At 71.0% G+C, this 24775-nt stretch carries 23 protein-coding genes; 11 read left to right on the top strand and 12 right to left on the bottom strand.

The window, feature by feature from the left end:
• Positions 1-70 precede the first annotated feature (70 nt).
• Genes ACZ7L7_RS35745 through ACZ7L7_RS35760 form a run of 4 tightly spaced genes read left to right on the top strand, consistent with a single transcriptional unit; the run spans position 71 to position 5347 of the window.
• Positions 71-835 (top strand): redox-sensing transcriptional repressor Rex, encoded by a 765-nt coding sequence (locus ACZ7L7_RS35745; protein ID WP_285516016.1) that lies wholly within the window; start codon positions 71-73, stop codon positions 833-835.
• Positions 832-2694, top strand: a complete 1863-nt coding sequence (locus tag ACZ7L7_RS35750) for a glutamyl-tRNA reductase (RefSeq protein ID WP_472077930.1) — start codon at positions 832-834, stop codon at positions 2692-2694. Before ACZ7L7_RS35745 ends, ACZ7L7_RS35750 begins: the two co-directional genes overlap by 4 nt.
• On the top strand, positions 2691-3650 hold the full coding sequence (hemC, locus tag ACZ7L7_RS35755; RefSeq protein WP_453604848.1) for a hydroxymethylbilane synthase: 960 nt from the start codon (positions 2691-2693) through the stop codon (positions 3648-3650). The genes ACZ7L7_RS35750 and hemC overlap by 4 nt, the downstream gene beginning before the upstream one ends.
• A complete protein-coding gene (locus ACZ7L7_RS35760) occupies positions 3647-5347 on the top strand; it encodes a bifunctional uroporphyrinogen-III C-methyltransferase/uroporphyrinogen-III synthase (protein ID WP_285516013.1) in 1701 nt (566 codons plus the stop codon). Before hemC ends, ACZ7L7_RS35760 begins: the two co-directional genes overlap by 4 nt.
• Before the next feature lie 31 nt (positions 5348-5378).
• Here ACZ7L7_RS35760 and ACZ7L7_RS35765 read toward each other — a convergent pair whose 3' ends face one another.
• Positions 5379-6788: an FAD-binding oxidoreductase gene (locus ACZ7L7_RS35765; RefSeq protein ID WP_471432054.1), complete on the bottom strand. Its 1410-nt coding sequence runs from the start codon at positions 6786-6788 to the stop codon at positions 5379-5381.
• 182 nt (positions 6789-6970) lie between these two features.
• Here ACZ7L7_RS35765 and hemB point away from each other — a divergent pair, with 182 nt between their 5' ends.
• Positions 6971-7963: a porphobilinogen synthase gene (gene hemB / locus ACZ7L7_RS35770; protein WP_285516011.1), complete on the top strand. Its 993-nt coding sequence runs from the start codon at positions 6971-6973 to the stop codon at positions 7961-7963.
• Positions 7964-7976: 13 nt separating this feature from the next.
• On the opposite strand, the gene ACZ7L7_RS35775 is transcribed toward hemB, so the two are convergent.
• Positions 7977-8651, bottom strand: coding sequence for a DUF4232 domain-containing protein (locus ACZ7L7_RS35775; protein ID WP_472077931.1), 675 nt, complete (start codon positions 8649-8651; stop codon positions 7977-7979).
• 182 nt (positions 8652-8833) lie between these two features.
• Here ACZ7L7_RS35775 and ACZ7L7_RS35780 point away from each other — a divergent pair, with 182 nt between their 5' ends.
• Positions 8834-10078, top strand: coding sequence for a helix-turn-helix domain-containing protein (locus tag ACZ7L7_RS35780; protein WP_472077932.1), 1245 nt, complete (start codon positions 8834-8836; stop codon positions 10076-10078).
• Positions 10079-10084: 6 nt separating this feature from the next.
• Here the strand turns inward: ACZ7L7_RS35780 and ACZ7L7_RS35785 are convergent, their stop codons facing one another.
• Entirely contained in the window at positions 10085-10222 is a 138-nt protein-coding gene (locus ACZ7L7_RS35785) for a hypothetical protein (RefSeq protein ID WP_471591814.1), read from the bottom strand.
• 253 nt (positions 10223-10475) lie between these two features.
• Between ACZ7L7_RS35785 and ACZ7L7_RS35790 the strand changes: the two genes are divergently transcribed.
• Positions 10476-11687, top strand: coding sequence for an aminotransferase-like domain-containing protein (locus tag ACZ7L7_RS35790; RefSeq protein WP_471591813.1), 1212 nt, complete (start codon positions 10476-10478; stop codon positions 11685-11687).
• Between the two features lie 30 nt (positions 11688-11717).
• Here the strand turns inward: ACZ7L7_RS35790 and argS are convergent, their stop codons facing one another.
• The gene (argS, locus tag ACZ7L7_RS35795) at positions 11718-13472 is read right to left on the bottom strand and encodes an arginine--tRNA ligase (RefSeq protein ID WP_472077933.1); all 1755 of its coding nucleotides are present in this window, start codon (positions 13470-13472) and stop codon (positions 11718-11720) included.
• A gap of 144 nt (positions 13473-13616) precedes the next feature.
• Between argS and lysS the strand changes: the two genes are divergently transcribed.
• Positions 13617-15359: a lysine--tRNA ligase gene (gene lysS / locus ACZ7L7_RS35800; RefSeq protein WP_453604860.1), complete on the top strand. Its 1743-nt coding sequence runs from the start codon at positions 13617-13619 to the stop codon at positions 15357-15359.
• A 71-nt stretch (positions 15360-15430) separates the two neighbouring features.
• Here the strand turns inward: lysS and ACZ7L7_RS35805 are convergent, their stop codons facing one another.
• The 3 genes from ACZ7L7_RS35805 to ACZ7L7_RS35815 form a co-directional block, all read right to left on the bottom strand.
• On the bottom strand, positions 15431-16687 hold the full coding sequence (locus ACZ7L7_RS35805) for a DUF2637 domain-containing protein (protein ID WP_285516004.1): 1257 nt from the start codon (positions 16685-16687) through the stop codon (positions 15431-15433).
• 76 nt (positions 16688-16763) lie between these two features.
• Positions 16764-17639, bottom strand: coding sequence for a DUF3558 family protein (locus tag ACZ7L7_RS35810; protein ID WP_285516003.1), 876 nt, complete (start codon positions 17637-17639; stop codon positions 16764-16766).
• Between the two features lie 107 nt (positions 17640-17746).
• The gene (locus ACZ7L7_RS35815; RefSeq protein ID WP_285516002.1) at positions 17747-18562 is read right to left on the bottom strand and encodes a DUF3558 domain-containing protein; all 816 of its coding nucleotides are present in this window, start codon (positions 18560-18562) and stop codon (positions 17747-17749) included.
• A gap of 168 nt (positions 18563-18730) precedes the next feature.
• On the opposite strand from ACZ7L7_RS35815, the gene ACZ7L7_RS35820 reads away from it, so the two are divergent.
• A complete protein-coding gene (locus ACZ7L7_RS35820) occupies positions 18731-19924 on the top strand; it encodes an RtcB family protein (protein ID WP_472077934.1) in 1194 nt (397 codons plus the stop codon).
• Positions 19925-19971: 47 nt separating this feature from the next.
• On the opposite strand, the gene ACZ7L7_RS35825 is transcribed toward ACZ7L7_RS35820, so the two are convergent.
• The 4 genes from ACZ7L7_RS35825 to ACZ7L7_RS35840 all read right to left on the bottom strand — a co-directional run bounded on the left by ACZ7L7_RS35825 (position 19972) and on the right by ACZ7L7_RS35840 (position 23152).
• Complete coding sequence (locus ACZ7L7_RS35825) at positions 19972-20802, bottom strand: LAGLIDADG family homing endonuclease (RefSeq protein ID WP_250754149.1); 831 nt, start codon at positions 20800-20802, stop codon at positions 19972-19974.
• A 142-nt stretch (positions 20803-20944) separates the two neighbouring features.
• Positions 20945-22195, bottom strand: a complete 1251-nt coding sequence (locus tag ACZ7L7_RS35830) for a tyrosine-protein phosphatase (RefSeq protein ID WP_453604866.1) — start codon at positions 22193-22195, stop codon at positions 20945-20947.
• A gap of 37 nt (positions 22196-22232) precedes the next feature.
• Positions 22233-22376: a hypothetical protein gene (locus ACZ7L7_RS35835; protein ID WP_250754143.1), complete on the bottom strand. Its 144-nt coding sequence runs from the start codon at positions 22374-22376 to the stop codon at positions 22233-22235.
• Positions 22376-23152 carry an SDR family NAD(P)-dependent oxidoreductase gene (locus tag ACZ7L7_RS35840; RefSeq protein ID WP_250754139.1) on the bottom strand — a complete coding sequence of 259 codons (777 nt, stop codon included), beginning with the start codon at positions 23150-23152 and terminating at the stop codon, positions 22376-22378. The genes ACZ7L7_RS35835 and ACZ7L7_RS35840 overlap by 1 nt, the downstream gene beginning before the upstream one ends.
• Positions 23153-23386: 234 nt before the next feature.
• Between ACZ7L7_RS35840 and ACZ7L7_RS35845 the strand changes: the two genes are divergently transcribed.
• Complete coding sequence (locus ACZ7L7_RS35845) at positions 23387-23815, top strand: ester cyclase (protein ID WP_472077935.1); 429 nt, start codon at positions 23387-23389, stop codon at positions 23813-23815.
• A 6-nt stretch (positions 23816-23821) separates the two neighbouring features.
• Here ACZ7L7_RS35845 and ACZ7L7_RS35850 read toward each other — a convergent pair whose 3' ends face one another.
• Positions 23822-24160 carry a YnfA family protein gene (locus tag ACZ7L7_RS35850; protein WP_472077936.1) on the bottom strand — a complete coding sequence of 113 codons (339 nt, stop codon included), beginning with the start codon at positions 24158-24160 and terminating at the stop codon, positions 23822-23824.
• Between the two features lie 126 nt (positions 24161-24286).
• Between ACZ7L7_RS35850 and ACZ7L7_RS35855 the strand changes: the two genes are divergently transcribed.
• On the top strand, positions 24287-24760 hold the full coding sequence (locus ACZ7L7_RS35855; protein WP_093718331.1) for a hypothetical protein: 474 nt from the start codon (positions 24287-24289) through the stop codon (positions 24758-24760).
• Positions 24761-24775: the final 15 nt, after the last annotated feature.

Here is a 24775-nt window from a genome sequence, read left to right on the forward strand (position 1 = left end):
AGCCTGCTTCCGACGGGGCGGTCTGGGGACGTACGACCGCCTGCAGCCCCGCTCTACCCGCAGGAGCACCGTGGCAACTGGCCGAACTCACCGACCGGCGACCCGTAGCCGAGGGATTCCCGAGGCCACCGTCGCCCGGCTTCCGCTGTACCTCCGCGCGCTGACCGCACTGTCGGAGCGCTCGGTACCGACGGTCTCCTCCGAGGAGCTCGCGGCCGCAGCCGGGGTCAACTCCGCGAAGCTGCGCAAGGACTTCTCGTACCTGGGCTCCTACGGGACGCGCGGCGTGGGCTACGACGTCGAGTATCTCGTGTACCAGATCTCCCGCGAACTCGGCCTGACCCAGGACTGGCCGGTTGTGATCGTAGGTATCGGTAACCTCGGCGCCGCCCTGGCCAACTACGGCGGCTTCGCCTCCCGTGGTTTCCGGGTCGCCGCGCTCATCGACGCCGATCCGGCAATGGCCGGAAAGCCCGTGGCCGGCATCCCCGTGCAGCACACCGACGACCTTGAGAAGATCATCAAGGACAACGGTGTGTCCATCGGTGTCATCGCCACCCCCGCCGGTGCCGCGCAGCAGGTCTGCGACCGGCTGGTGGCCGCCGGGGTCACCTCCATCCTGAACTTCGCGCCGACCGTGCTGACCGTCCCGGACGGCGTGGACGTGCGCAAGGTCGACCTCTCCATCGAGCTGCAGATCCTCGCCTTCCACGAGCAGCGCAAGGCCGGCGAGGAGGCCGCGGCCAACGAGGGCACCGGCGCGGTGCCCACCGTGCGGGACGAGTCCGGCGACAAGGGACCTGACGGGGACGTGCCCGCCGTGATGCCGGCATGAGTCTCCTGGTCGTAGGACTGAGCCACCGCAGCGCGCCGGTCAGCGTGCTGGAGCGGGCCGCGCTGAGCGCGGACGCCCAGATCAAGCTGCTCCAGGACACGGTCGCCGCCGAGCCCGCCACCGAGGCGGCGGTGCTCGCCACCTGCAACCGGATCGAGCTGTACGCGGACGTGGACAAGTTCCACGCCGGTGTCGCCGAGCTGTCGACGCTGCTGGCCCAGCACAGCGGGGTCGGTCTCGACGAGCTGACTCCGTATCTCTATGTGCACTACGAGGACCGGGCCGTCCACCATCTGTTCTCGGTGGCGTGCGGGCTGGACTCGATGGTCGTCGGCGAGGGCCAGATCCTCGGCCAGATCAAGGACTCCCTCGCGCGGGCGCAGGACCTGCACACGGCCGGGCGGCTGCTGAACGACCTGTTCCAGCAGGCGCTCAGGGTCGGCAAGCGGGCCCACTCCGAGACCGGTATCGACCGCGCCGGGCAGTCCCTGGTCACCTTCGGCCTGGAGCAGCTGTCCCGGACGACGGCCGTGCCGGACTGGGCGCGCGGGAAGAAGGCGCTGGTCATCGGCGCCGGGTCGATGTCTTCGCTGGCGGCGGCGACGCTGGCGCGGGCCGGGGTGGCCGAGGTCGTGATCGCGAACCGTACGGCGGACCGGGCCGAGCGGCTGGTGGAGATCCTTGGCGAGGGCGGTACCGGGGTTTCGGCTCGCGCGGTTGCGATGGACGCGGTGCCGGGCGAACTGACACGTGCCGACATCGCCGTGTCCTGCACCGGGGCCACCGGCCTGGTGCTCGCGGCGGAGATGGTCGCGGGCGCGCTGAAGGACCGGGGGGCGCCTGCGCAACTCGGCGCCGACGAGGTGCCGCCTGCGCCCACCCGTGCCGCCCCAGGCGGCACGAATGCCCGCAGCTTGACGGGGGGGAGCACCCCAGGCGGCACGAATGCCCGCAGCTTGACGGGTGGGAGCACCACAGGCGGCACGAATGCCCGCAGCTTGACGGGGGGGAGCACCCCAGGCGGCACGAATGCCCGCAGCTTGACGGGCGGGACCACGCCTGACGGGGCCGGCGGTACGAATGCCCGCAGCCTGACGCCTACGGACGACGAGAACTGTCCGCTCGATCTCGCCGCCGTGCAGTCCGGGTTCTCCGTGATGGGGGAGGCCGCCGTCGCCGGTATGGACGCGGCCACGCTGGAGCAGCACGCCGCGTGGGTCGACAACGGCATCCCGCGCCCGCAGAGCCCCGCCGACGAGGCCGAGGCCATTGCGGCGCTCGCCGCCGCGGCGGCCACCGTCGGACGCATCCCCGAGCGGCGCAGGCCCGAGCCGGTCGCCGAGGCGCCCGAGCCGGTGCTGTACCTGCTCGACCTCGCCATGCCCAGGGACATCGACGCGGCCGTGCACCGGCTCGGCGGGGTCCGCCTGGTGGACATCGAGTCGCTGGCGGAGGCGTCCGCGGACGCGCCGATGGCCGCCGATGTCGACCAGGTGCGCCGGATCGTGGCCGACGAGGTCGCCGCGTTCGGCGCCGCGCTGCGGGCCGCGCACATCACGCCCACCGTGGTGGCGCTGCGCACCATGGCCGCCGATGTCGTCGCCGCGGAGATCGCCCGGCTGGAGGGCCGGCTGCCGGGGCTGGACGACAAGCACCGCGCCGAGATCACCCAGACCGTGAAGCGCGTCGTGGACAAGCTCCTGCACGCGCCGACCGTACGGGTCAAGCAGCTCGCGGCCGAACCCGGCGGCGCCGGGTACGCGGACGCGCTGCGGACCCTGTTCGACCTCGACCCCGAGACGGTGGCCGCCGTCTCCCGGGCCGGGGACAGCACCGAGAAAGACCGAGGGCCGGTATGAAAGACAAGGCACTGAGGCTCGGGACCCGGCGGAGCAAGCTCGCCATGGCCCAGTCCGGGCAGGTGGCGGACGCCGTGAGCCAGGTGACCGGACGGCCCGTCGAGCTCGTCGAGATCACCACGTACGGCGACGTCTCCCGGGAATCGCTCTCCCAGATCGGCGGCACCGGCGTCTTCGTCACCGCGCTGCGCGACGCGCTGCTGCGCGGCGAGGTCGACTTCGCGGTCCACTCGCTGAAGGACCTGCCCACCGCGCAGCCCGAAGAGCTGACGCTCGCCGCGATCCCCGAGCGCGAGGACCCGCGCGATGTGATCGTCGCCCGGGACGCGCTGAAGTTCACCGACCTGCCGCGCGGCGCGCGCATCGGCACCGGCTCGGCACGCCGCATGGCGCAGCTGAACGCGTACGCCCGTGCCCACGGCCTCGACATCGAGACCGTGCCGATCCGCGGCAACGTCGACACGCGCATCCGGTACGTCCGCGACGGCGAACTCGACGCGGTCGTGCTGGCCGCGGCCGGGCTGAACCGGATCGGCCGGATCGAGGAGGTCACCGACTTCCTGTCGGTCGACACGGTTCTGCCCGCCCCCGGCCAGGGGGCCCTGGCGGTCGAGTGCCTCGCGGACAACGCGGAGCTGATCGCCGCGCTCGGGGAACTCGACGACCCGTTCACGCGGGTCGCCGTGACCGCCGAGCGGTCACTGCTCGCCGCCCTGGAGGCCGGTTGCAGCGCCCCCGTGGGCGCGTTGGCCGACCTGCTGGCCGACGGGCAGATTGTCAAGGAAATGCGCCTGCGCGGCGTCGTCGGCACCGCCGACGGTGCGCGCATGGTGCAGCTGTCCACCACCGGTCCCGTGCCCGAGACGCACGACCACGCGCTGGCACTCGGTCGCGAACTCGCCGCCGAGATGCTCGCGCAGGGCGCGGCCGGTCTGATGGGGGAGCGAGCACATTGAGCCCCACCACCCTTCCCACCGGCCTTGAACAAGGGCACGTCACCTTCCTGGGTGCCGGACCCGGAGATCCGGGACTGCTGACACTGCGCGCCGTGGAGGCGCTGGCGAACGCGGACGTCCTGGTCGCCGAGCACGAAGTGCTCGACGTGGTCCGGGTGCACGCCAGGTCGGGCGTGGCCGTGGTGAACACGGACCCCTCGACGGATCCGGCCCAGGGCACAGGCACGCCTCAGCTGGCGGTCGTTGACGGCGCGTCAACAACCGCCGGAGCACCCGCTGTGCGGGATGCGGCACATCTTGTCATGGAGGCCGCGCGGGGCGGCAGGCGGGTCGTGCGTGCGGTGTCCGGGGACCCCGGGCTCGACGCGTACGCCGCTGAGGAGATGCTGGCGTGCGCCGCCGCCGGGGTGCCTTTCGAGGTGGTCCCCGGCATCGCGGCCGCGGTCGGTGTGCCCGCCTACGCCGGTGTGCCGCTGCGCGACGCGCAGGGCGCGGACGTGCGGTTCGTGGACGCGCGGACGGCGTCCGACCGGTGCTGGACGGAGGTCGGCGCCTCGGACGGCACGGTCGTCGTCTCCACCACGCTGGACTCCGTGGCCGCGGCGGCCGGTGAGCTGGTGGCCGCGGGCCGCAAGCCGGACACCCCGATGACGGTGACCGTCGCCGGTACGACGACCCGGCAGCGCACCTGGACCGCGACGCTCGGCACCATCGCGCAGACGCTGAAGCAGGCCAAGGTGCTGCCCTCGCCGGAGGGCGGCCGGCCGGTGATAGCCGTGGTCGGCGAGCGGTCCGCCGCGGCCCAGCGCGAGCAGCTCTCGTGGTTCGAGTCCAAGCCGCTGTTCGGCTGGCGGGTGCTCGTGCCGCGCACCAAGGAGCAGGCGGCCTCGCTCTCCGACCAGCTGCGCTCGTACGGCGCGGTGCCGCACGAGGTGCCGACCATCGCGGTGGAGCCGCCGCGCACCCCGCAGCAGATGGAGCGGGCGGTCAAGGGCCTGGTGACGGGCCGCTACGAGTGGATCGCCTTCACCTCGGTCAACGCCGTCAAGGCGGTGCGCGAGAAGTTCGAGGAGTACGGGCTGGACGCCCGCGCCTTCGCCGGGATCAAGGTCGCGGCGGTGGGCGAGCAGACCGCGAAGGCGCTGATCGCGTTCGGTGTGAAGCCGGACCTGGTGCCGTCGGGCGAGCAGTCGGCCGCGGGCCTGCTGGAGGACTGGCCGCCGTACGACCCGGTCTTCGACCCGATCGACCGGGTGTTCCTGCCGCGCGCGGACATCGCCACCGAGACGCTGGTGGCCGGGCTGATCGAGCTGGGCTGGGAGGTCGACGACGTCACCGCCTACCGGACCGTGCGCGCCTCGCCGCCGCCGGCCGAGACCCGGGAGGCGATCAAGGGCGGCGGCTTCGACGCGGTGCTGTTCACCTCGTCGTCCACCGTGCGGAACCTGGTCGGTATCGCGGGCAAACCGCACAACGTGACGGTGATCGCCTGTATCGGCCCCGCCACGGCGAAGACCGCCGAGGAGCACGGGCTGCGCGTGGACGTGATGGCTCCCGAGCCGTCCGTGCACAAGCTGGCCGAGGCGCTGGCGGAGTTCGGCGCCAGGCGCCGGGACGCGGCGCTGGCGGCCGGGGATCCGGTCACCAGGCCCAGCGAGCGGCGGCCGGGGGCGCGCAGGCGCCGGTCCACGACCTGAGCAGTGCCACGGGTTCACCCCGTCGTCCGTGTCAGCGGGCGGCGGGGTTTTCCTGTGCCGGAGGCACCGTGTGGCCGAAGGCGAGCAGGTTCTTCGGGTCGTAGGCGGCCTTCGTCCGGCGCAGCCGCTCGTAGACCTCGGGGGTCCAGGCGCGGGCCCGGTCGGCGCTGTCGCCCGGGGTGCCGTGCAGATTGACCATGGTGCGGCCGGTGCCGTACGGGGCCATCGCCGCGTTCAGGGACCGGGTGGCCTGCTCGACGGCCTCGGCGGCGGGCGGCGCGGCCAGCACGCCGACGGCTTCCAGCAGGTACTGGGCGTCGCGGGAGCAGACCGCGTCCTCGACGGAGGCGGGGCGGGCGAGCGCGCCGCCCATGTGCCGGATCTCCACCATCAGCAGCGCGCAGTCGGCCACGTCCGGGCCCACCTCGGCGAGGAACGCCGTCACGGCCTGAGGGGGCAGTTCGCGCAGCAGGGCGCAGGACTCGCGGGCGGGCAGGGGGTCCTGGGGGTCCATGAAGATGCGGTCGACGGCGGCGTACGGCATGTCCTCCACCGTGTCCACGACGACCGGAGCGGCCTCGCGCAGCGGGGCCAGCAGGCGCTCGCCCTCCGCCGCGTCGCCCGTCCAGGCCAGGCAGACCCGCGCCCAGAAGCGGCCGCGGAACGGTTCGGGGATCTCCGGGAACGGGGGCAGGCGCAGCAGGCTGAACGTGCTGTTCATCTCCGCCGGAACCGTGCGGGTCCACTCCGCCCAGGCGCGCAGGAGAGCCTCGGCGTCGCGGCCGTCGCAGTAGATGCCGCCGCCGAGGACGTGGGACAGCTCCGGCAGCTCGGTGACCATCGAGGTGACCACCCCGACGTTGCCCTTGCCGCCGCGCAGGGCCCAGAACAGGTCGGAGCCGCTGTCGGCGGCGACGTCGTGGAGGGTGCCGTCCACGGTGGCCACCTGGAAGGAGCGGACCAGGTCGGCGGCGTAGCCGTAGGTGCGGCCGAGGACGGGCAGGCCCCCGCCGAGGGTGTAGCCGATGGCTCCCGCGTCGCTGGAGGAGCCGTTGAGGGAGGCCAGGCCGTGCGGGGCGGCCGCCTCCAGGACGTGCCGCCACTTCGCTCCGGCGGCGATCGTCGCGGTGCGGGCGGCGGGGTCGACGGTGACGTCGGTCATCCGGGCGGTGCTGATCAGCAGCCCGCGCTCGATGGGGAAGTTGGCGCCGTGGCCGGTGGCCTGGACGGCGACGGGGGTGTCGGTGGCCGAGGCCCAGCGCAGGGCGGTGACGATGTCGTCGGTGCCGGTCGCGCCGACGACGACGTCCGGGGTGTGCAGGGCGGCGAGGTTGAAGCCGGTGACTTCCTGGGCGTAGGCGTCCTCGCCGGGGCGCAGGACCGGGCCGTGGATGTCGGAGAGGGAGAACAGGTCGGGCGTGCTGCGGTGGTGGGTGGTCATCGGGGTCCTCCGCGGCGGGCGTCGGAGGGACGGCGGCGGTCGCGGTGGCCGTCGGGGCCCTGGGTGCGGTTGTCCTCTCAGGATGGCCCGCGGAGGTGGGGCGCGCAGGTCGGGTGCGCGGGGCCGGCCGTGCCGACAGGGTGTCTGTAAGGGGGCTGCCGGGGCGGGCGTAGCTTGGGGGTATGACGACGTATGGATCCTTTCCCGGTACGCGGCCCCGGCGGCTGCGGACCACGCCTGCCATGCGGCGGATGGTCGCCGAGACGCGGCTCGACCCCGCGGACTTCATCCTTCCGGCGTTCGTGCGGGAGGGCGTCTCCGAGCCCGTGCCCATCGCCGCGATGCCGGGCGTGGTCCAGCACACCCGGGACAGCCTGAAGAAGGCCGCCGCGGAGGCCGTGGCCGCCGGGGTGTCCGGGATCATGCTGTTCGGTGTGCCGGAGGAGAGCAAGAAGGACGCCCTCGGGACGCCGGGCACCGACCCCGACGGGATCCTCCAGGTGGCCATCCGGGACGTCCGGGCCGAGGTCGGTGACGAGCTGCTCGTCATGTCCGACCTGTGCCTGGACGAGACCACCGACCACGGGCACTGCGGCGTCCTCGACGAGCACGGGCGCGTCGACAACGACGCCACCCTGGAGCGGTACGCCGAGATGGCGCAGGTCCAGGCCGACGCGGGCGCCCATGTCGTCGGGCCCAGCGGGATGATGGACGGGCAGATCGGGGTCATCCGCGACGCCCTCGACCAGATCGGCCGGGAGGACGTGGCGATCCTGGCGTACACCGCCAAGTACGCCTCGGCCTTCTACGGCCCCTTCCGGGAGGCCGTCGGCTCCTCGCTGAAGGGCGACCGCAAGACCTACCAGCAGGACCCCGCCAACGCGCGGGAGTCCCTGCGGGAGCTGGCCCTGGACCTGGAGGAGGGGGCCGACATGGTGATGGTCAAGCCCGCCGGACCCTACCTCGACATCCTCGCCCGGGTCGCCGACGCGGTGGACGTGCCGGTCGCCGCCTACCAGATCTCCGGCGAGTACTCGATGATCGAGGCCGCCGCTGAGAAGGGCTGGATCGACCGCGACCGGGCCATCCTGGAGAGCCTCACCGGGATCAAGCGGGCCGGCGCCCGGAACATCCTCACCTACTGGGCGACCGAAGCCGCCCAGATGCTGCGGTAGTCCGGCGAGGGGGTCAGTTCAGGGCGTCCTCCGCCTCCTGCTGCCAGTACGTGACCGTCAGCGCGCTGTCGTAGTACACGCCCTTCTTCGGCAGCGGCGCGGTGGCCGTGGCGCCGCCGTCGCTGCCCGGCTCCATGCCCTGGAAGCCGACCGTCAGCTGCTTCGCGGTCGTGCCGTTCTCCCCGCTGCCGTCGGCCGCGGAGAGCATGACACCCGCGTAGCCGGACTCACCGGGGTCAAGGGTCGGCACCGCCTGCGGCTGGGAGTCCTCCCTGACCTGCGGCGCCCACTGCATCTCGTCGAAGCGCACCAGCGGGTAGTACGGCAGCGAGCACGGCTTCGAGCCGGTGTTGGTCACCGTCAGCAGCATGTGGTTCAGGGGGCGGGACACCGTCTGGGCGGTCACCTTGGTGTTCGATCCGTTGCAGATGACGGGCTCGGAGGAGCCGGCATCGGAAGAGGGCTGCGCTGTCGGCTCCGCCTGCTCCGTCTCCGCCGTCGGCTCGTTCGGCTCCTTGGTCTGCGTGCCGCCCGTCTGCTTGTCGTCCGGCTGCGTGGTGCGCGTCGTCGACGGCTCCGCCCTGCCCTCGTCCTCGGTTCCGGTGCCGTTGTCGCACGCGGTCAGGGCGAGGGCGGCGAGAGCGGCGCCGGTGGCGGCGAGAAGGCGTGCGTGGCGGAAGGTGCGCATGGCTGGTTCCTTGTCCGTGTCGACGGGATCTGCTGTGGATGGGGAGAGCGTGTGCGATCTTTTGTCCCGGGCGCAGCAACCGCCGGGGGATACGGGACGCTGGAACGCCCGCACCACGTCTGACGTGGGCGAACAACCCTTCCCTGGAACGGGGGAACGGGATGACGGGGAGTGGAGGAACGGTGTCGCAGGACAGTTCGGGGGACGGTTTCGCCGCGTATCTGCGGGAGTTGAAGGGCCGCTCCGGGCTCAGCTACGGGGTGCTCGCCAAGCGCCTGCACATGAGTACGTCCACGCTGCACCGCTACTGCAACGGCGACGCCGTACCCGCCGAGTACGCCCCCGTCGAACGCCTCGCCCGCCTCTGCAAGGCGAGCCCGGAGGAACTGGTGGAACTGCACCGGCGCTGGGTGCTGGCCGACGCGGGGAGGGGAAGAAAGGGGACGGCGACGGCAGCGGCGACTCCTGGGGCACCGGTCGAAGAGACGGAGCACGAACCCGAGCCCGAGCCGGAGAACGAGCCTCTCCCGCCCTCCCCGTCCCGCCTCCCCCGCCGTACGGCCGTCCTCGCGGGGGTCGGCCTCGCCGCCCTGCTCGCCGGGGTCGCCCTCGCCGTGAACCCCTTCTCCGGGGACGGGGAGAAGAGCGCCGACGGCCGCCGCGGTCCCGCCGGTTCCGTCACCTCCGAGGAGCCGTCCGGGTCGCCGAGCGAGAGTCGGCCGGCCTCCGCCTCCCCGTCCCGCAGCACCGACCCGGCGCCGGCCAAGAACACCCCGACCGCCGAGCCCTCCCAGAGTCGCGCGAGCGGCGGCGGTGCCGAGGACAGCGCACCGCCGCTGACCGTCACGACCCGGCCGTACACCTGGGAAGGGCCCTGCTCCCAGCACTACTTGATCGACAAGGACGCCTCGAAGGTGCCTCCGCCGCCGTTCCAGCAGGAGGCGCCCGCCTGGGTGGCCGCGGAGGGGGCCGTGTCGGCGGGGGAGCAGCTGGTGACGCTGACCGTGCAGGGCACGGGCCGGGAGACCGTGGTCCTCGACAGTCTGACCGTGCGGGTCGTCGGCAAGGACGCGCCGCTGAAGTGGAACGACTACGTCATGGGCGTCGGCTGCGGCGGCAATGTACCGAGCCGGCCCTTCACGGTCGCGCTCGACGCGGCGCGCCCGGTCGTGGTGGCCGGGGCCGGGCAGCGGGACTTCCCGTTCTCGGTGAGCGAGTCGGACCCCGAGGTCTTCCGGATCACCGCCGACGCCTCGGCGTACGACGTGCGCTGGTACCTGGTGCTGGCGTGGTCCAGCGGCGGCCGGAGCGGGAAGCTCGTCGTCGACGACGGGGGCAGGCCGTTCCGGACGAGCGGCAACAAGGGGCGGCCCGCGTACGAGTTCCTGCTGGGCGGGGACAAGTGGGAGCCGTCGTCGGGCGGTTGAGGTCCGCTAGCGGTGCTCGCCGACACTGCTCGACGGGCCCTCGTCGCGCAGGCCCTTGCCGTCCTCGCAGCCGGTGAGCGCGGCGGTCAGGACGCCCAGCAGGAGGAGCGCGGCGAGCAGTCGGGGGCGGCGGCGTGCGGACATGGGGGCCCTTTCGCAGGAGGGGTCCGGGAGGGTCTCAGATTGCGGAAGGGGCGGGGCCGGTGCCAGGCCTTGCCGGGGATTCGGGACGCCCGAGCGGTGGGACCGGCTCCGACCTGCGAGGACGCGCCGTCCCGAGAGGGCGGGACGGGACAGATTTTGGTCGCCGTGTCCGTATCACGGAAAGGTGCTTGTAGACGGCACCTAGCCGCCTAGGGTGCGGGCAGCAGCCGAACCGCCTTCGAGGAGCCGCCACGTGACCGTCGCCGAGCCCGTGCCGTCCCGTTCCGCGTCCCTGCCGCCGCTCGCCGCGCGCGCCCGCTCCGTGGGCGGTTCCCCGGTACGGGACATCCTGGCCGTCACCGCACGGCCCGAGGTCGTCAACTTCGCGGGCGGACTGCCCGCGCCGGAGCTGTTCGACGCCGACGGGATAGCGGCCGCCTACCGCGCGGTCCTCGCCGAAACCCCCGGGCAGGCACTCCAGTACTCCACCACCGAGGGCGAACCCGGCCTGCGGGCCGCGCTCGCCGACCGCACGTCCGCGCGCGGACTGCCCACCGACGCCGACGACGTCCTCGTCACCACCGGCTCGCAGCAGGCGCTGTCCCTGCTCGCCACCGCGCTGCTCGAACCCGGCGAGGCGGTACTGGTCGAAAGTCCCTGCTACCTGGCGGCACTTCAGGCCTTCGCCTTCACCGGCGCCCGGATCGTGGCCGTCCCCGGAGACGCGGACGGCGTGGACCCCGGCGCGCTCGCGGAACTGGTCCTCAAGGAGCGGCCCAAGCTCCTCTACACCGTCCCCACCTTCCAGAACCCCACCGGCCGTACCATGCCCGCCGAGCGGCGCGCCGCCGTCGCCGCCGTCGCGGCCAGGTACGGGCTGTGGCTCGTCGAGGACGACCCTTACGGCGAACTGCGCTTCGAGGGCGAGCGCGTGCCGTGGCTCGCCGCCCACCCGGGCGCCGAGGACCGCACCGTCCTGCTCGGCTCCTTCTCCAAGGTCATGGCACCCGGCCTGCGCCTGGGCTGGCTCCGGGCCCCCGCCGAACTGCGCCGCGCCTGCGCGGTCGCCAAGCAGGCGGCGGACCTGCACACCCCGACCCTCAACCAGCTAGCCGCCGCACGGTACTTGGCCGACCAGGACCTCGACGCCCACGTCGCGCGCGTGGCCCGCGTCTACGGCGAGCGGCGCGACGCCATGCTCGCCGGGCTGGCCGACGCCCTGCCGCCCGGCTCGACGTGGAACCGCCCCGAGGGCGGCATGTTCCTCTGGGCCCGCCTGCCGGACACGTACGACACGGCGGAGCTGCTGGCCCGGGTGGTGCGCCAGGACGTCGCCTACGTGCCCGGCGCGCCCTTCTACGCCGGTGACCCCGACCGCTCGACCCTGCGGCTCTGCTTCGTCACGGAGACACCGGAGCGGATCGGGGAGGGGCTTGAGCGGCTGGGACGGGGGCTGCGGAACTAGGGCAAGGCCGAAGTCCCGCAGCCGCTCAGGTCAGAGGCGCTCGGGGGTGCGGATGCCGAGGAGCGCCATGCCCTGGTGCAGGGTGCGGGCGGTGAGGTCGCAGAGGAAGAGGCGGTTCTCCTTCTGCTCCTCGGTGTCGGCCTTCAGCACCGGGCACTTGTCGTAGAAGGCGGTGTACAGCGACGCCAGCTGGTACAGGTACGCGGCCACCTTGTGCGGCGCGTACTCGGCCGCCGCCTCGAAGACCGTGCTCCCGAACGCATCCAGGTGCAGGCCCAACGCCCGCTCCGCCGCCGTGAGTTCCAGCTCCGGGTGCGCGAACGGCTTCGCCTCGCCCGCCTTGCGCAGGATCGACTGGATCCGGGCGTACGCGTACTGGAGGTACACGGACGTGTCGCCGTTCAGCGAGACCATCTGGTCCAGGTCGAACTTGTAGTCCCGGCTCGGCGACGTCGACAGGTCCGCGTACTTCACCGCGCCGATGCCGACCTGCGTGGCCCGCTCCTGGATCTCGTCCTCGGTCAGGTCGAGCGCCTTCTCCCGTACGACCTCGGCGGCCCGCTGAACGGCCTCGTCCAGCAGATCCTCCAGCCGGACCGTCTCACCCTCACGGGTCTTGAACGGCTTGCCGTCCGCGCCGAGGACCGTGCCGTAGCCCATGTTGTGGGCGGTCACGTTCTCGTTCAGCCAGCCCGCCCGGCGGGCTGTCTCGAAGACCATCTTGAAGTGCAGGGACTGACGCACGTCCACCACGTACAGCAGCGTCGTCGCGTCCAGCTCGCCCACCCGGTTGCGGATCGCCGTCAGATCGGAGGCCGCGTAGCCGAAGCCGCCGTCCGCCTTCTGCACGATCAGCGGCACCGGCTGGTCGTCCTTGCCGCGGATGTCGTCGAAGAACACGACCAGCGCGCCCTCGGAGCGCACCGCGACACCCATCTCCTCCAGGAGGCGGGCGGTCTCCGGCATGCCCTCGTTGTACGCCGACTCGCCGACGATCTCCTCGTCCCGGATCTCCATGTCCAGCTTCTCGAAGACCGAGTAGAAGTAGACCTTCGACTCGTCCACGAACTGCTGCCACAGCTTCAGCGTCTCCTCGTCGCCCGACTGCAGGGCGACGACCCGCTTACGGGCCCGCTCCTTGAAGTCGTCGTCGGCGTCGAAGACGGCACGCGAGGCCTTGTAGACGCGGTTGAGGTTGCTCATCGCCTCCGCACCGTCGACCTCCGACGGCGGCGCCAGCTCGCCCGGGTTCTCGATCAGGTACTGGATGAGCATGCCGAACTGGGTGCCCCAGTCGCCGATGTGGTGCCGGCCGATCGTCTTCTCGCCGGTGAAGTCGAGCATGTGGCGCAGGGCGTCGCCGATCACCGCGGAGCGCAGGTGGCCGACGTGCATCTCCTTGGCCACGTTCGGCTGCGCGTAGTCGATCACCGTGACGCCGGGGTTCTCCTTCAGCGGCACGCCGAGCCGGTCGTCGGCGGCGCGCGCGGCAAGCGTCTCGGTGATCGCCCGGTCGGCGATGGTCACGTTCAGGAAGCCGGGCCCGGAGACCTCGACATCCTTGATCACATCGCCGGTGACGATGCCGCCGACCACCTTCGTGGCCAGCTCCCGCGGGTTCGCCTTCGCCTTCTTGGCGAGCGCGAGGATGCCGTTGGCCTGGAAGTCGGCCCGGTCGCTACGTCGCAGCAGCGGGTCCGCGCCGTCGGTCTCCGGCAGGGCGGAGACGAGGGCGTCGGTGAGGCGCTGGTTGACGAGATCGGTGAGCGACGTGACCGGAGCCATTGAATGGGAGCCGTTCTCCTCGGCGGAATTGCTGGACGTGGCCAGTATCCCACGGGGGGTAAAGCCGTTTTTCCGGGCGCGGCCGCGTCTGGGAGAATGCACCAGTCAGCCTTGACCGTACGGCTGCCCCTAGGAAAGAAGGACGTGCCGATCGTGGCTCAGAGCACCGAGACCACCGACTGGGTCTCCCGTTTCGCGGATGAGGTCATCGAGGAGTCGGAGCGTCGGGCCCCGGGCAAACCGGTCGTCGTCGCGTCCGGCCTCTCCCCCTCCGGCCCCATTCATCTGGGCAACCTCCGCGAGGTCATGACGCCCCACCTCGTCGCCGACGAGATCCGGCGCCGCGGGTACCAGGTCCGGCACCTGATCTCCTGGGACGACTACGACCGCTACCGCAAGGTGCCCAAGGGCATCGCCGGGGTCGACGAGGAGGCCTGGGCCGCCCACATCGGCAAGCCCCTGACCTCCGTCCCCGCCCCCGAGGGCTCGCCGTACCCGAACTGGGCCGAGCACTTCAAGGCCGCGATGATCGAGTCGCTGGCCGAGCTGGGCGTGGAGTTCGACGGGATCAGCCAGACCGAGCAGTACACCTCGGGCGCCTACCGCGAGCAGATCCTGCACGCCATGAAGCACCGCGGCGACATCGACGCCGTGCTCGCCCAGTACCGCACCAAGAAGGCCCCCGCGAAGAAGTCGCAGAAGCCCGTCGACGAAGCCGAACTGGAGGCCGCCGAAGGCTCCGGCGCCGCCGCCGAGGACGACGGCTCGGCCGGCGCGGCCGGGTACTTCCCGTACAAGCCGTACTGCGGCAACTGCGAGAAGGACCTGACCACGGTCACCTCCTACGCCGACGAGACCACCGAGCTGTCGTACACCTGCAACGAGTGCGGCTTCGCCGAGACCGTGCGGCTGAGCGAGTTCAACCGCGGCAAGCTGGTGTGGAAGGTCGACTGGCCCATGCGCTGGGCCTACGAGGGCGTCATCTTCGAGCCCAGCGGCGTCGACCACTCCTCGCCCGGCTCGTCGTTCCAGGTCGGCGGGCAGATCGTCGGTATCTTCGGCGGCAAGCAGCCCATCGGCCCCATGTACGCCTTCGTCGGCATCTCCGGCATGGCGAAGATGTCCTCCTCGCGCGGCGGGGTGCCCACCCCGGCCGACGCCCTGCAGATCATGGAGCCCCAGCTCCTGCGCTGGCTCTACGCCCGCCGCCGCCCCAATCAGTCCTTCAAGATCGCCTTCGACCAGGAGATCCAGCGGCTGTACGACGAGTGGGACAAGCTCGACGCCAAGGTCACCGACGGCTCCGCCCTCCCGGCCGACATCGCCGCGCACTCCCGCGCGGTGCGCACCGCCGACGGCGAGCTGCCGCGCACGCCCCGCCCGATGCCGTACCGCACCCTCGCGTCCGTCGCCGACATCACCGCCGGGCACGAGGACCAGGCGCTGCGCATCCTGTCCGACCTGGACCCGGCCAACCCGCTGACCTCCCTGGACGAGGTCCGCCCGCGCTACGACAAGGCCGTGGCCTGGATCAACACGCACGTCCCCGCCGACCAGCGGACCATCGTGCGCGCCGAGCCCGACGCCGAACTGCTGAAGTCCCTCGACGAGACCTCCCAGCAGTCCCTGCGGCTCCTGCTCGACGGACTGGACTCGCACTGGTCGCTCGACGGGCTGACCCACCTCGTCTACGGCGTGCCCAAGGTGCAGGCCGGATTCCCGGCCGACGCCACGCCCAAGGACCTGCCGCCGGAGATCAAGACGGCCCAGCGGTCGTTCTTCGCGCTGCTCTACCACCTGCTGGTCGGCCGGGACACCGGTCCGCGTCTGCCCACGCTGCTGCTGGCGGTCGGGCAGGAGCGGGTGCGGTCGCTGCTCGGCGAGTAGCCCGGCCCGTACGCGCTCGTACGCATGAAGAAGGGGCCCTCCTGGTGTGGAGGGCCCCTTTCTTCTGCGCTCTACGCGATGTGCTCGTCGGTGAGCTCCGCGTTCAGACGGTTGCCGAAGCGGTTCACCATCCGCTTGGCCTCCGCCTCCGGGAGCGCGATGCCGTACGTCGCCTCCACGTCGGCCATGAAGCCGCGGGGCGTGGGAGCGCCGTTGCCGCTCTTTATCGACTCACGGAACACCTGGTAGAAGGCGTCCTCGTCCGGCTCCGGGGAGCCGCCGCCCTCACCCAGCTCACGGGTGCGGCCGGGGGCCACCGGGATGGGGAAGCTGCCCGTCTCCTCAGGAGAGGGCTCCTGGTCCATGGCCGGGGGCTCCTGCTCGTGCCAGTCCTCGTACTGCGACGGGTCGTACGTCGGGTCGTAGTCGCCGTGGTACTCGATCTCCTCCGGGCGCCGGGCGTGCAGCCAGGGGCTCTCGTCGGGGGCCGGTTCGTAGGCGTACTGGCCGTACTGGTCCTCGTACTGCTCGGGATACTGCTCGGGGTACTGATTGCCCACGAGCTGCGGGCGCTGCTCGGCAGCGGACGGCGCCGTGACAGCCTGCGGCTGCTGCGGCGCCGGGGGTATGAGCAGCGGCTCTATCCCCGCCGCCGCCAGACCCGCGGGTGCGGTCTCCGCCAGCGGGACACCGTAACGGGCCAGCCGCAGCGGCATCAGGGACTCCACCGGAGCCTTGCGGCGCCAGGCCCGGCCGAAACGGGAACGCAGGCGGGCCTGATAGACGAGACGTTCCTGCTCCAGCTTGATGACCTGCTCGTAGGAGCGCAGCTCCCACAGCTTCATCCGCCGCCACAGCAGAAACGTCGGCACCGGGCTCAGCAGCCAGCGGGTCAGCCGGACGCCCTCCATGTGCTTGTCCGCAGTGATGTCGGCGATCCGCCCGATCGCGTGCCGGGCCGCCTCCACCGCGACCACGAACAGGATCGGGATCACGCCGTGCATACCCACGCCCAGCGGGTCCGGCCAGGCCGCCGCGCCGTTGAACGCGATCGTCGCCGCCGTCAGCAGCCAGGCCGTCTGACGCAGCAGCGGAAAGGGGATACGAATCCAGGTCAGCAGCAGATCGAGCGCGAGCAGCACACAGATGCCCGCGTCGATGCCGATCGGGAACACATAGCTGAAGTCCCCGAAACCCTTCTTGATGGCCAGCTCTCGGACGGCCGCGTACGAACCGGCGAAGCCGATGCCGGCGATGATGACAGCGCCGAACACCACCACGCCGATGAGGACGCGGTGCATTCGGGTCAGCTGCGGTGGCCCGGCCACTCGTACTCCCCTCCCCTTGCGTGTTGTTGCGCGCAACAGGGTGGCACATGTGTGCGGCGCACGTGTCGCCGGAGGGTCAGCTCTTCGCCGACGCCTTCGCCGACGGCTTCTTCGAGGAGTCCTTGGAGGAGTCCTTGGAGGCTTCCTTCGAGGGCGACTTGGACGGATTCGTGCCCGCCGCGTCACCGTCCGTGCCGGAGCCGTTGGCCTTCGTCACCGCGGCCACCGCCTCCTTCGCCGCCTTCTCGGCCAGCTTGACGAGGGTGCCCGCGTCCGGCGTCTTCTCGCCCGCGAGGCCGGCGCCGTTGTAGTCGAGCGTGACGACCACGTTCTCGACCCGCGCCACGACCGTCTGCTGCTTGAAGGCGCCCTCCTTCTTCTTCAGGTCGTAACGCACCAGCGTCGCCTCGTCGCCCGTCCCGGCGACCGGCTCCGACTTGACGTTCTTCGCGTCCTTCGTCGCCTGGGCGTCCTGAACCTGCTTGGCGTAGAACTCCGCCGCCAGCTTGTCGCCCTCACCACGCGTGATGTCCGACTCGAAGCGCAGCAGCGACACGTTCAGCCAGCGGAACTGCGAGCCCTTCACACCGTTGTTGTCCAGGCTGCTCCACGAACAACTGGCCCGCGCGGAGGTGTCGTCGGACGAACCCTCTTTGCCGGACTTGCCCGCCTTCGGTACGAGATCGGACAAGGTGTCCTTGGCCAGCACATCGCACGCCTCGGGCAACTTGTCGTACGCCGCCGCCTGCACCGTCGGTGACGGGCTCGCCGACGCCGAAGCACTGGCACTGGCGTTCTTGCTCGCGTCGTCCGAGCCGGAGTCAGAGGAGCAGCCGGCGGCGATCAGCATCACGGGAACGGCGGCCGCACCGACAACAGCGCGGGAAAGACGCCTGGCTCGCTGATGGCTCGGGTCACGCTGGGCTGCTCGCTGCATGGTTCCTTCACTCATGAGACTCGTGGTTCCTGCCGTCGGATCGGGTCCGAGGGGCCACGGTACGCGGTGAGGAAGCAGTGCGTTTCTGTTTCGCCGTCTTCACAACTCGCCGCACACGGGCCTCAGCCCGCCAGCGTCTCAGCCAGCTCACTGGCCAGATTCAGCGCCCTGTCCTGCATTTCCTTGCTGTCCGGCACCACACCGACCGTGGCCGGCTGCTCCTCGTACTGGATGGTCACCACGACGTTGGACGTGCGGAACGCCACAGTCACCGTCCGCTGCTTGGCCGTCGAACCGGCACTGCTGAGCACGTCGTTCAGGAACGCCTCGTCACCCAGATCGTCCAGGACGCGGGGTTGGAGGTCGGTCGGAGTGGACGTGGAGGACGGGGAGGCGTCGGGGTCCGACGGGGTCAGGGAGTTGGACACCGCGTCGGTCGGCTTGTCCGGGGACTCGGAGCCGGAGGGCTCGGCGTCCGTGTCTGTCGGTTCGGGGAGGTCCGCCTCGGTGCGCAGCTTCGCGAAGACCTCCTCGGCCTGGCTGTCGTCGCTGACGGTGTTGTCGTACGACACCACGCGCTCGAAGTCGATGAAGAGGTGATCGGTCGCGGTCGCCGAGTCCACCTTCCAGCGGCAGCCCACCTTGCGGTCGGTGTCGTAGGTGAGCGTGGCGGTGCCCTCGTACAGCTTCTCGCGCTGCTCCTCGTCGCTGACCTCGGGGATGCCGGGCAGCAGCGCGTCGAGGGTGTCCGGGTCGACCGAGCCGCAGGGCTCCGGGAGCGTGCGGTACCGGCCGGGCTCGGCCGCCGCCGTCGCCGTACCGGAGTCGCCCGGGTTGGACCCGTCCGTCGGACCGCCGTCGTCGGAGCTTCCGGTGCAGCCGGCCAGCAGCGCCGCGAGGAGCGCGGCGACGCCGGATACGTACGCCTTCCGCTGCACGGTCGGCTCCTCTCGCTGCGGAAATGGATTGCGGGCGGGGTGCGACCCCTGGACACAATGTGTATCGCACGCACTGCTGTGAACGCCGGTCCGGTGTCCCTTTCGTTGACCTCGGCGCCAGTTTTGCGATTTGAGACTTGTGTTGCTTATCGGGGGAATGAGGACGATATGTCGTACGTGGAAATGCCCGGTGCCAAGGTTCCGATCCGCATGTGGACGGACCCCGCGACGGTGGAGGACGTGGCCCTCCAGCAGCTCCGGAACGTGGCGACCCTGCCGTGGATCAAGGGCCTGGCGGTCATGCCGGACGTCCACTACGGCAAGGGTGCGACGGTCGGCTCCGTGATCGCCCTGCAGGGCGCGGTGTGCCCGGCGGCGGTCGGGGTGGACATCGGCTGCGGAATGTCGGCGGTCAAGACGTCCCTGACGGCGAACGACCTCCCCGGCGACCTGTCCCGCCTGCGCTCGAAGATCGAGCAGGCGATTCCGGTGGGGCGGGGGATGCACGACGACCCCGTCGACCCCGGCCGACTGCACGGCTTCCCGACCGGCGGGTGGGGCGACTTCTGGGACCGGTTCGACGGGATCGCGGAAGCGGTCAAGTTCCGTCATGAACGGGCCGAGAAGCAGATGGGGACGCTCGGATCCGGCAATCACATGATCGAATTTTGTCTTGATCAGTCAAATTCGGTCTGGCTCATGCTGCACTCCGGTTCCCGGAACATCGGTAAGGAGCTGGCGGAGTACCACATCGGCGTCGCGCAGAAGCTTCCGCACAATCAGGGCCTGGTCGACCGCGATCTCGCGGTGTTCGTGGCGGACACGCCGCAGATGGCGGCGTACCGGAGCGATCTGTACTGGGCCCAGGAGTACGCGAAGTACAACCGCGCGATCATGATGGCGCTGCTCAAGGACGTCGTCCGCAGGGAGTTCAAGAAGGCGAAGCCGACCTTCGAGCAGGAGATCTCGTGCCACCACAACTATGTGGCCGAGGAGCGCTACGAGGGCATGGACCTGCTCGTCACCCGCAAGGGAGCGATCCGGGCGGGCTCCGGCGAGTACGGGATCATTCCGGGCTCGATGGGCACGAGTTCCTACATCGTGAAGGGACTCGGCAACGAGAAGGCCTTCAACTCCGCTTCGCACGGTGCCGGTCGGCGCATGAGCCGCAATGCGGCGAAGCGGCGTTTCACCGTGCGGGACCTGGAGGAACAGACGCGCGGTGTGGAGTGCCGTAAGGACTCCGGTGTGCTGGACGAGATTCCGGGTGCCTACAAGAACATCGACCAGGTAATGCAGCAGCAGCGCGATCTCGTCGAAGTGGTCGCGAAGCTGAAGCAGTTCGTGTGTGTGAAGGGCTGACGCACAAGGCCCCCGGCGCGACAGCCGGGGGCCGTGTCGGTCCGACGTCAGTTGCTCGGCATGGGTACCTTGCCGGACCGCAGTCGCCACATACGAAGATTGCAGCTCTGCGGCGTCCGGTCGAGGACCTCGGCCGCCGCTGTCGGGCTGTTGAGCTTCAGCAGGATGCGGTCCTCCGCCGCCGTCCAGCGGCGGGCCGTGTAGGCGGAACGCATTCCTGCGGGACGGATCCACGCGGCGAGCGAGTCGGCGGCCGCCTGCTTGCGTGCCAGAGCCAGGCAGCCGGGGTAGTACAGGTCGGCTGCCAGGCGCTGGCCTGCCTCCATCGCGATGAGCACGTTGTAGATGCTGTCGCGAGTGTTCCGCTTGACTGTGCGCTGGACTCCGGTGACCTCTTGGACGTAGTCGCACAGGTCCTGGCCGATGGCGGTGCTGGCCGTGGTGAGGGAGACGAACGGAAATCCCTTGCTCGTGAATCCCACTGACCCGTCGGCGTCGATGACTCCTCGAAGGTAGTCACGGTGGGCGAAGTCGCCGAGCGGCGGAGCGATCGTCTCCGACTTTCGTCCGTAGGGGAGTCCGAGGTCGTTGAGGACGGTCCTGGCCTCCAGGGAGCACACGCTCCAGACCGCCGAGGTATGGACGGCGGCGAAGTTGGTGGACCGGGTGCGTTGGATGATGCTGCTGTTGTAGGGCGTCAGCTTCTGGAATGCGCGGAGGAGATCGATGTCCCGCGCGTTGATCTCCAGGCTCAACCTCCCTTTGCGCCCTGTGCCTTGGTACAGATGCCCGTCGGCTTGCAGGAAGCCGAACATGTACGCGTACTCGGGGACCGTGAGGTCCATGAATCGATGAGCGCTAGGCTCGCAGTCAGCCATGAGGAAGGCCGCCTTCCGTACTGGTCAGGCCCTCGCTCCGGACCGGCATCCGGGCGAGGGCCGTTGCGTTGATCGTTCGACGCGAGCGTAGGTCGGCAGTTCAACGGCCGTACGGGTGATCGGTGATGTTCAGTCCTGTGAGTTAACCGAGCTTCTTTTCCATCAGCGTCACCCCGTACAGGGCGTTCGTGCCGTCCGTTTTGTCGTGGCGTTCGCCGACGGCCCGGTAGCCCGCGGTCTCGTAGTACGTGCGCAGGCGGGGGTTGGAGGTGAGGCAGTCGAGGCGGGCGTAGGGGCGGCCGGTGGTGGCTATGCGGGACTCGGCCTCGGCGAGGAGGCGGCGGCCGGTGCCTGGCGGGGCCGTGTGGGGCGTCGTCATCAGGCGGTGGATGTACCCGGCGTCGTCGGGGCGGGGGCCCCAGGCGGCGGGGTCGGACCACCACAGTTCCCAGGCGCCGGTCAGGTAGCCGTCGGCGTGGGCCAGCCAGACCTCGCCCTCGCGCATGCGGGTGCGGAAGTGGGCCTCGTCCTTGCGGCCCGGTTTCCACTGGTCGATGCCGCGGGCCAGCATCCACAGGGCGGCCGAGTCGTGGAGGCGGGCGAGGGTGGGGGCGTCTGCCTCGGTTGCCTTGTGGAAGGTCAACGCCGGGTGGGTGGTGGGGGGTTGCTCCAGGAGGGCGGCGCGGAGGGTGCGGGTCAGGGCGAGGGTCTCGGTTGCGTACGTCTCTACCGATCCGTAGCGGTCTTTGAGGCCCTGGAGGAACAGGCGCATGACCGATGCCGGGGCGCGGCCGTAGTCCGGCCAGGTGGGGGAGTTGCCGTTGTTGCGGGTGCGCCATTCCGCCAGCAGGGACTCGGTGGCCAGTTCGGTGAGGGTGAAGTCCTCGATGATCGTCGGCTCGTCGACGCCGAGCAACGACAGGACCAGGGCGGCGAGTTGGCCCGTGCGGTCCTTGCCCGAGGCACAGTGGAAGACGAGGGGTTCGTCCGACTCGGCGGACTTGGCGATGACTTCGAGGGCGCGGCGGATCTCCTGTGCGCCGTCCTTGGCTACCTCCAGGAAGCGTTCCGACAGGTACGGTCCGGCCTGCACGTCCGCCGTCAACGCGGCCTGGTTGTAGGGGCGGTGTTCGATGCTGAGGTTGTGGTAGGTCAGCGTGGGGTGGTCCGGGACCCGGCCCCGGGAGTCGATCTCCCAGGGGTAGCGCAGGTCGATGACCGTGCGCACGCCCAGCGCGAGGAAGCGGGTCCAGTCCTCGGTGCCTTCGGTGAGCTTGCCGAGGGAGTCGGCGCGGTAGAGGCGGCCGGGGCGGATCCGGCGGCCGTCGGCGGTGCGGTAGCCGCCGAGGTCGCGGAAGTTGTGCAGGGCGTCGAAGGGTATGTGTCTGTCCACTCGGTCGGTTCTATCCGTGGACTCTTGGGTTCCGGGGTTACTTCGGCGCGTGTGTCACGGCGTAGATCATGACGAACGCCACGATGTGGATGCCGAACAGGAAGTAGCCGAGCCACCACCACATCTGGCGTTCGTTGTGGGGGCTCTTGCTCTCGTCCTGCTGTTTCTCCTCGCCCGTCATCACAGCTCCCGGTGGACCTTGGTGTTGGACGCCTGCGCGCGGGGCCGGACGACCAGCAGGTCGATGTTGACGTGGCTGGGCCGGGTCACGGCCCAGGTGATGGTGTCGGCGACGTCGTCGGCGGTGAGCGGCTCGGCGACGCCCTGGTAGACCTTGGCGGCCTTGTCGGTGTCGCCGCCGAAGCGGGTGAGGGCGAACTCGTCCGTCTTCACCATGCCGGGGGCGACCTCGATGACACGGACCGGCTTGCCGACGATCTCCAGGCGGAGGGTCTCGGCGAGGACGTGCTCGCCGTGCTTGGCGGCGACGTAGCCCGCGCCGCCCTCGTAGGTGCCGTGGCCCGCGGTCGAGGACACCACGACGACGGTGCCGTCGCCGCCGGCCTCCAGCTTGGGCAGGAGCGCCTGGGTGAGGTTGAGGGTGCCGATGACGTTGGTCTCGTACATCGCGCGCCAGTCCGCGGGGTCGCCGGTGGCGACGGGGTCGGCGCCGAGGGCTCCGCCGGCGTTGTTGACCAGGACGGCGATGGTCTTGAACGCGGTGGCGAACTCGTCGACGGCCGCGCGGTCGGTGACGTCGAGCTGGTAGGCGGTCGCCGAGTGTCCGGCGGCGTTGATCTCCTCGGCCACGGCCTCGATCCGGTCCTTGCGGCGCGCGGTCAGCACGACCCGGTACCCGGCCGCGGCGAGCTGCCGGGCGGTGGCGGCACCGATACCGCTGCTCGCCCCGGTGACGACGGCGATACGGGACGCGGCGGACGGTGCGGCGGCTGCCATGGGGCTGCTCCTCGGGAGGGCGGACGGCTCGGGCGGGGCCCGAATGCATGCCCGGCCAGGATAGGCGGGCGGGCCGGGGGCGGGTCGGGGGGTTTCGGTGGGTGGGCTCCCGAGGGGCCCCTGCGAGCCCTTCGAACGGCCCCCTGCGAGGTTCCGGCGAGGCCTCTGGCGGCCCCCGGTGGGGGCTCTGGTGGGAGAATTGGGGTGGGTGGTCCTCGCAGGGCGGAGGTTGTCATGGGACAGGCTCGTGAGGTGATGGACCGGCTGACCGCGGCGGTCACCGGGGAGCCGGATCTGAAGGCGCTGGCGGAGCTGTTCGCGGAGGAAGCCGTGGCGGTGACGCCCGATGAGGGGGAAGTGACCGGGCGGGACCACATCGTCGAGTACTTCCGGCAGATGACGGACGCGGTGCCGAACGCGGTCTTCGAGCCCCTGAACGAGTACGAGGCCGGGGACACCGCGATCGATGAGGGGTTCTTCAGCGGGATCAACAGCGGCCCCATCGCGCTGCCGGACGGGCAGTCGCTGCCCGCGACCGGGAAGCCCGTCAAGCTGCGGGGTGTGGACTTCGCCACCGTCCGGGACGGGAGGATCGTCAGTTACCGGCTCTACTTCGATCAGATGGAGTTCCTGGGGCAGCTCGGTCTGCTGCCGGAGGACTGAGGGCCGTCAGCCCTCGCCGCGCGGGGCGTACATGATCACGGCCATCCCCGCGAGGCAGATCAGTGCGCCGACCACGTCCCAGCGGTCGGGCCGGTAGCCGTCCGCGACCATGCCCCAGGCGAGCGAGCTGGCCACGAAGACCCCGCCATACGCGGCGAGGATGCGGCCGAACTCGGCGTCCGGCTGGAGGGTGGCGACGAAGCCGTAGGCACCGAGGGCCAGCACGCCGCCGCCGATCCACAGCCAGCCGCGGTGCTCGCGTACGCCCTGCCAGACCAGCCAGGCACCGCCGATCTCGAAGAGGGCGGCGACGACGAACAGGACGGCGGAGCGCAGTACGGACATGGGCGCAGCTTGGCATAAGGGGCCTCGGGCGGACCGGGGTCTGTCACCTGTTGGACGGCGCCTGCCGTATGCCCCACGTGGCATACATCCGTACGACAAAACGACCGGATGGACGGGAGTGGACGTATGCGCGGTGCGCGGGTGTGCGGGGCCGGAGTGATGGCGGCGGCGTTGCTGGTGGGAGGGGCGTCGGGGGCGGCCGGTGCCGTGCGAGGGCCGGAGGCGGATCTGGCGTACCACGGGTCCGCGTCGCTGGTCGGCGGTGAGGTCGATCTGCGGTTCACGCCCCGCAACCACGGGCCCTCGGCGGTGCCCGACGCGACGGTGCGGCTGCGCTGGTCGGAGCCGCTGGCGGACCGGCAGGAGCTGCCCGACGGGTGTGCGCGGGCCGGGACGCGGGCGGTGCTGTGCCGGGTGGGGGCGCTGGGCGCGGACGAGTTCGGGGAGCGGATCGCGCTGCGGGTACGGCTGCGGGACGCGTCCTCCGAGGTGGAGCTGGAGATGGACACGGTGTGGAGCGGCGGGGCCGTGGACCGGAACCCGGCCAATGACCGGCAGCGGGTGCTGATCCTGGAGACGGGGGACGCGTACTACTTCTAGCGCCCCCGGGCGCGC

The organism is Streptomyces sp. NPDC110618, assembly GCF_055657065.1.

Excerpts from the sequence above, each read along its gene's own strand:
- ACZ7L7_RS35845 (WP_472077935.1), top strand. The coding sequence starts at position 23,387 with ATGGGACAGGCTCGTGAGGTGATGGACCGGCTGACCGCGGCGGTCACC.
- ACZ7L7_RS35820 (WP_472077934.1), top strand. The coding sequence starts at position 18,731 with ATGTCGTACGTGGAAATGCCCGGTGCCAAGGTTCCGATCCGCATGTGG.
- ACZ7L7_RS35840 (WP_250754139.1), bottom strand. The coding sequence starts at position 23,152 with ATGGCAGCCGCCGCACCGTCCGCCGCGTCCCGTATCGCCGTCGTCACC.
- ACZ7L7_RS35765 (WP_471432054.1), bottom strand. The coding sequence starts at position 6,788 with ATGACCACCCACCACCGCAGCACGCCCGACCTGTTCTCCCTCTCCGAC.
- ACZ7L7_RS35855 (WP_093718331.1), top strand. The coding sequence starts at position 24,287 with ATGCGCGGTGCGCGGGTGTGCGGGGCCGGAGTGATGGCGGCGGCGTTG.
- argS (WP_472077933.1), bottom strand. The coding sequence starts at position 13,472 with ATGGCTCCGGTCACGTCGCTCACCGATCTCGTCAACCAGCGCCTCACC.
- ACZ7L7_RS35750 (WP_472077930.1), top strand. The coding sequence starts at position 832 with ATGAGTCTCCTGGTCGTAGGACTGAGCCACCGCAGCGCGCCGGTCAGC.
- ACZ7L7_RS35825 (WP_250754149.1), bottom strand. The coding sequence starts at position 20,802 with ATGGCTGACTGCGAGCCTAGCGCTCATCGATTCATGGACCTCACGGTC.
- ACZ7L7_RS35810 (WP_285516003.1), bottom strand. The coding sequence starts at position 17,639 with ATGAGTGAAGGAACCATGCAGCGAGCAGCCCAGCGTGACCCGAGCCAT.
- hemB (WP_285516011.1), top strand. The coding sequence starts at position 6,971 with ATGACGACGTATGGATCCTTTCCCGGTACGCGGCCCCGGCGGCTGCGG.
- ACZ7L7_RS35785 (WP_471591814.1), bottom strand. The coding sequence starts at position 10,222 with ATGTCCGCACGCCGCCGCCCCCGACTGCTCGCCGCGCTCCTCCTGCTG.
- ACZ7L7_RS35850 (WP_472077936.1), bottom strand. The coding sequence starts at position 24,160 with ATGTCCGTACTGCGCTCCGCCGTCCTGTTCGTCGTCGCCGCCCTCTTC.
- hemC (WP_453604848.1), top strand. The coding sequence starts at position 2,691 with ATGAAAGACAAGGCACTGAGGCTCGGGACCCGGCGGAGCAAGCTCGCC.
- ACZ7L7_RS35775 (WP_472077931.1), bottom strand. The coding sequence starts at position 8,651 with ATGCGCACCTTCCGCCACGCACGCCTTCTCGCCGCCACCGGCGCCGCT.
- ACZ7L7_RS35835 (WP_250754143.1), bottom strand. The coding sequence starts at position 22,376 with ATGACGGGCGAGGAGAAACAGCAGGACGAGAGCAAGAGCCCCCACAAC.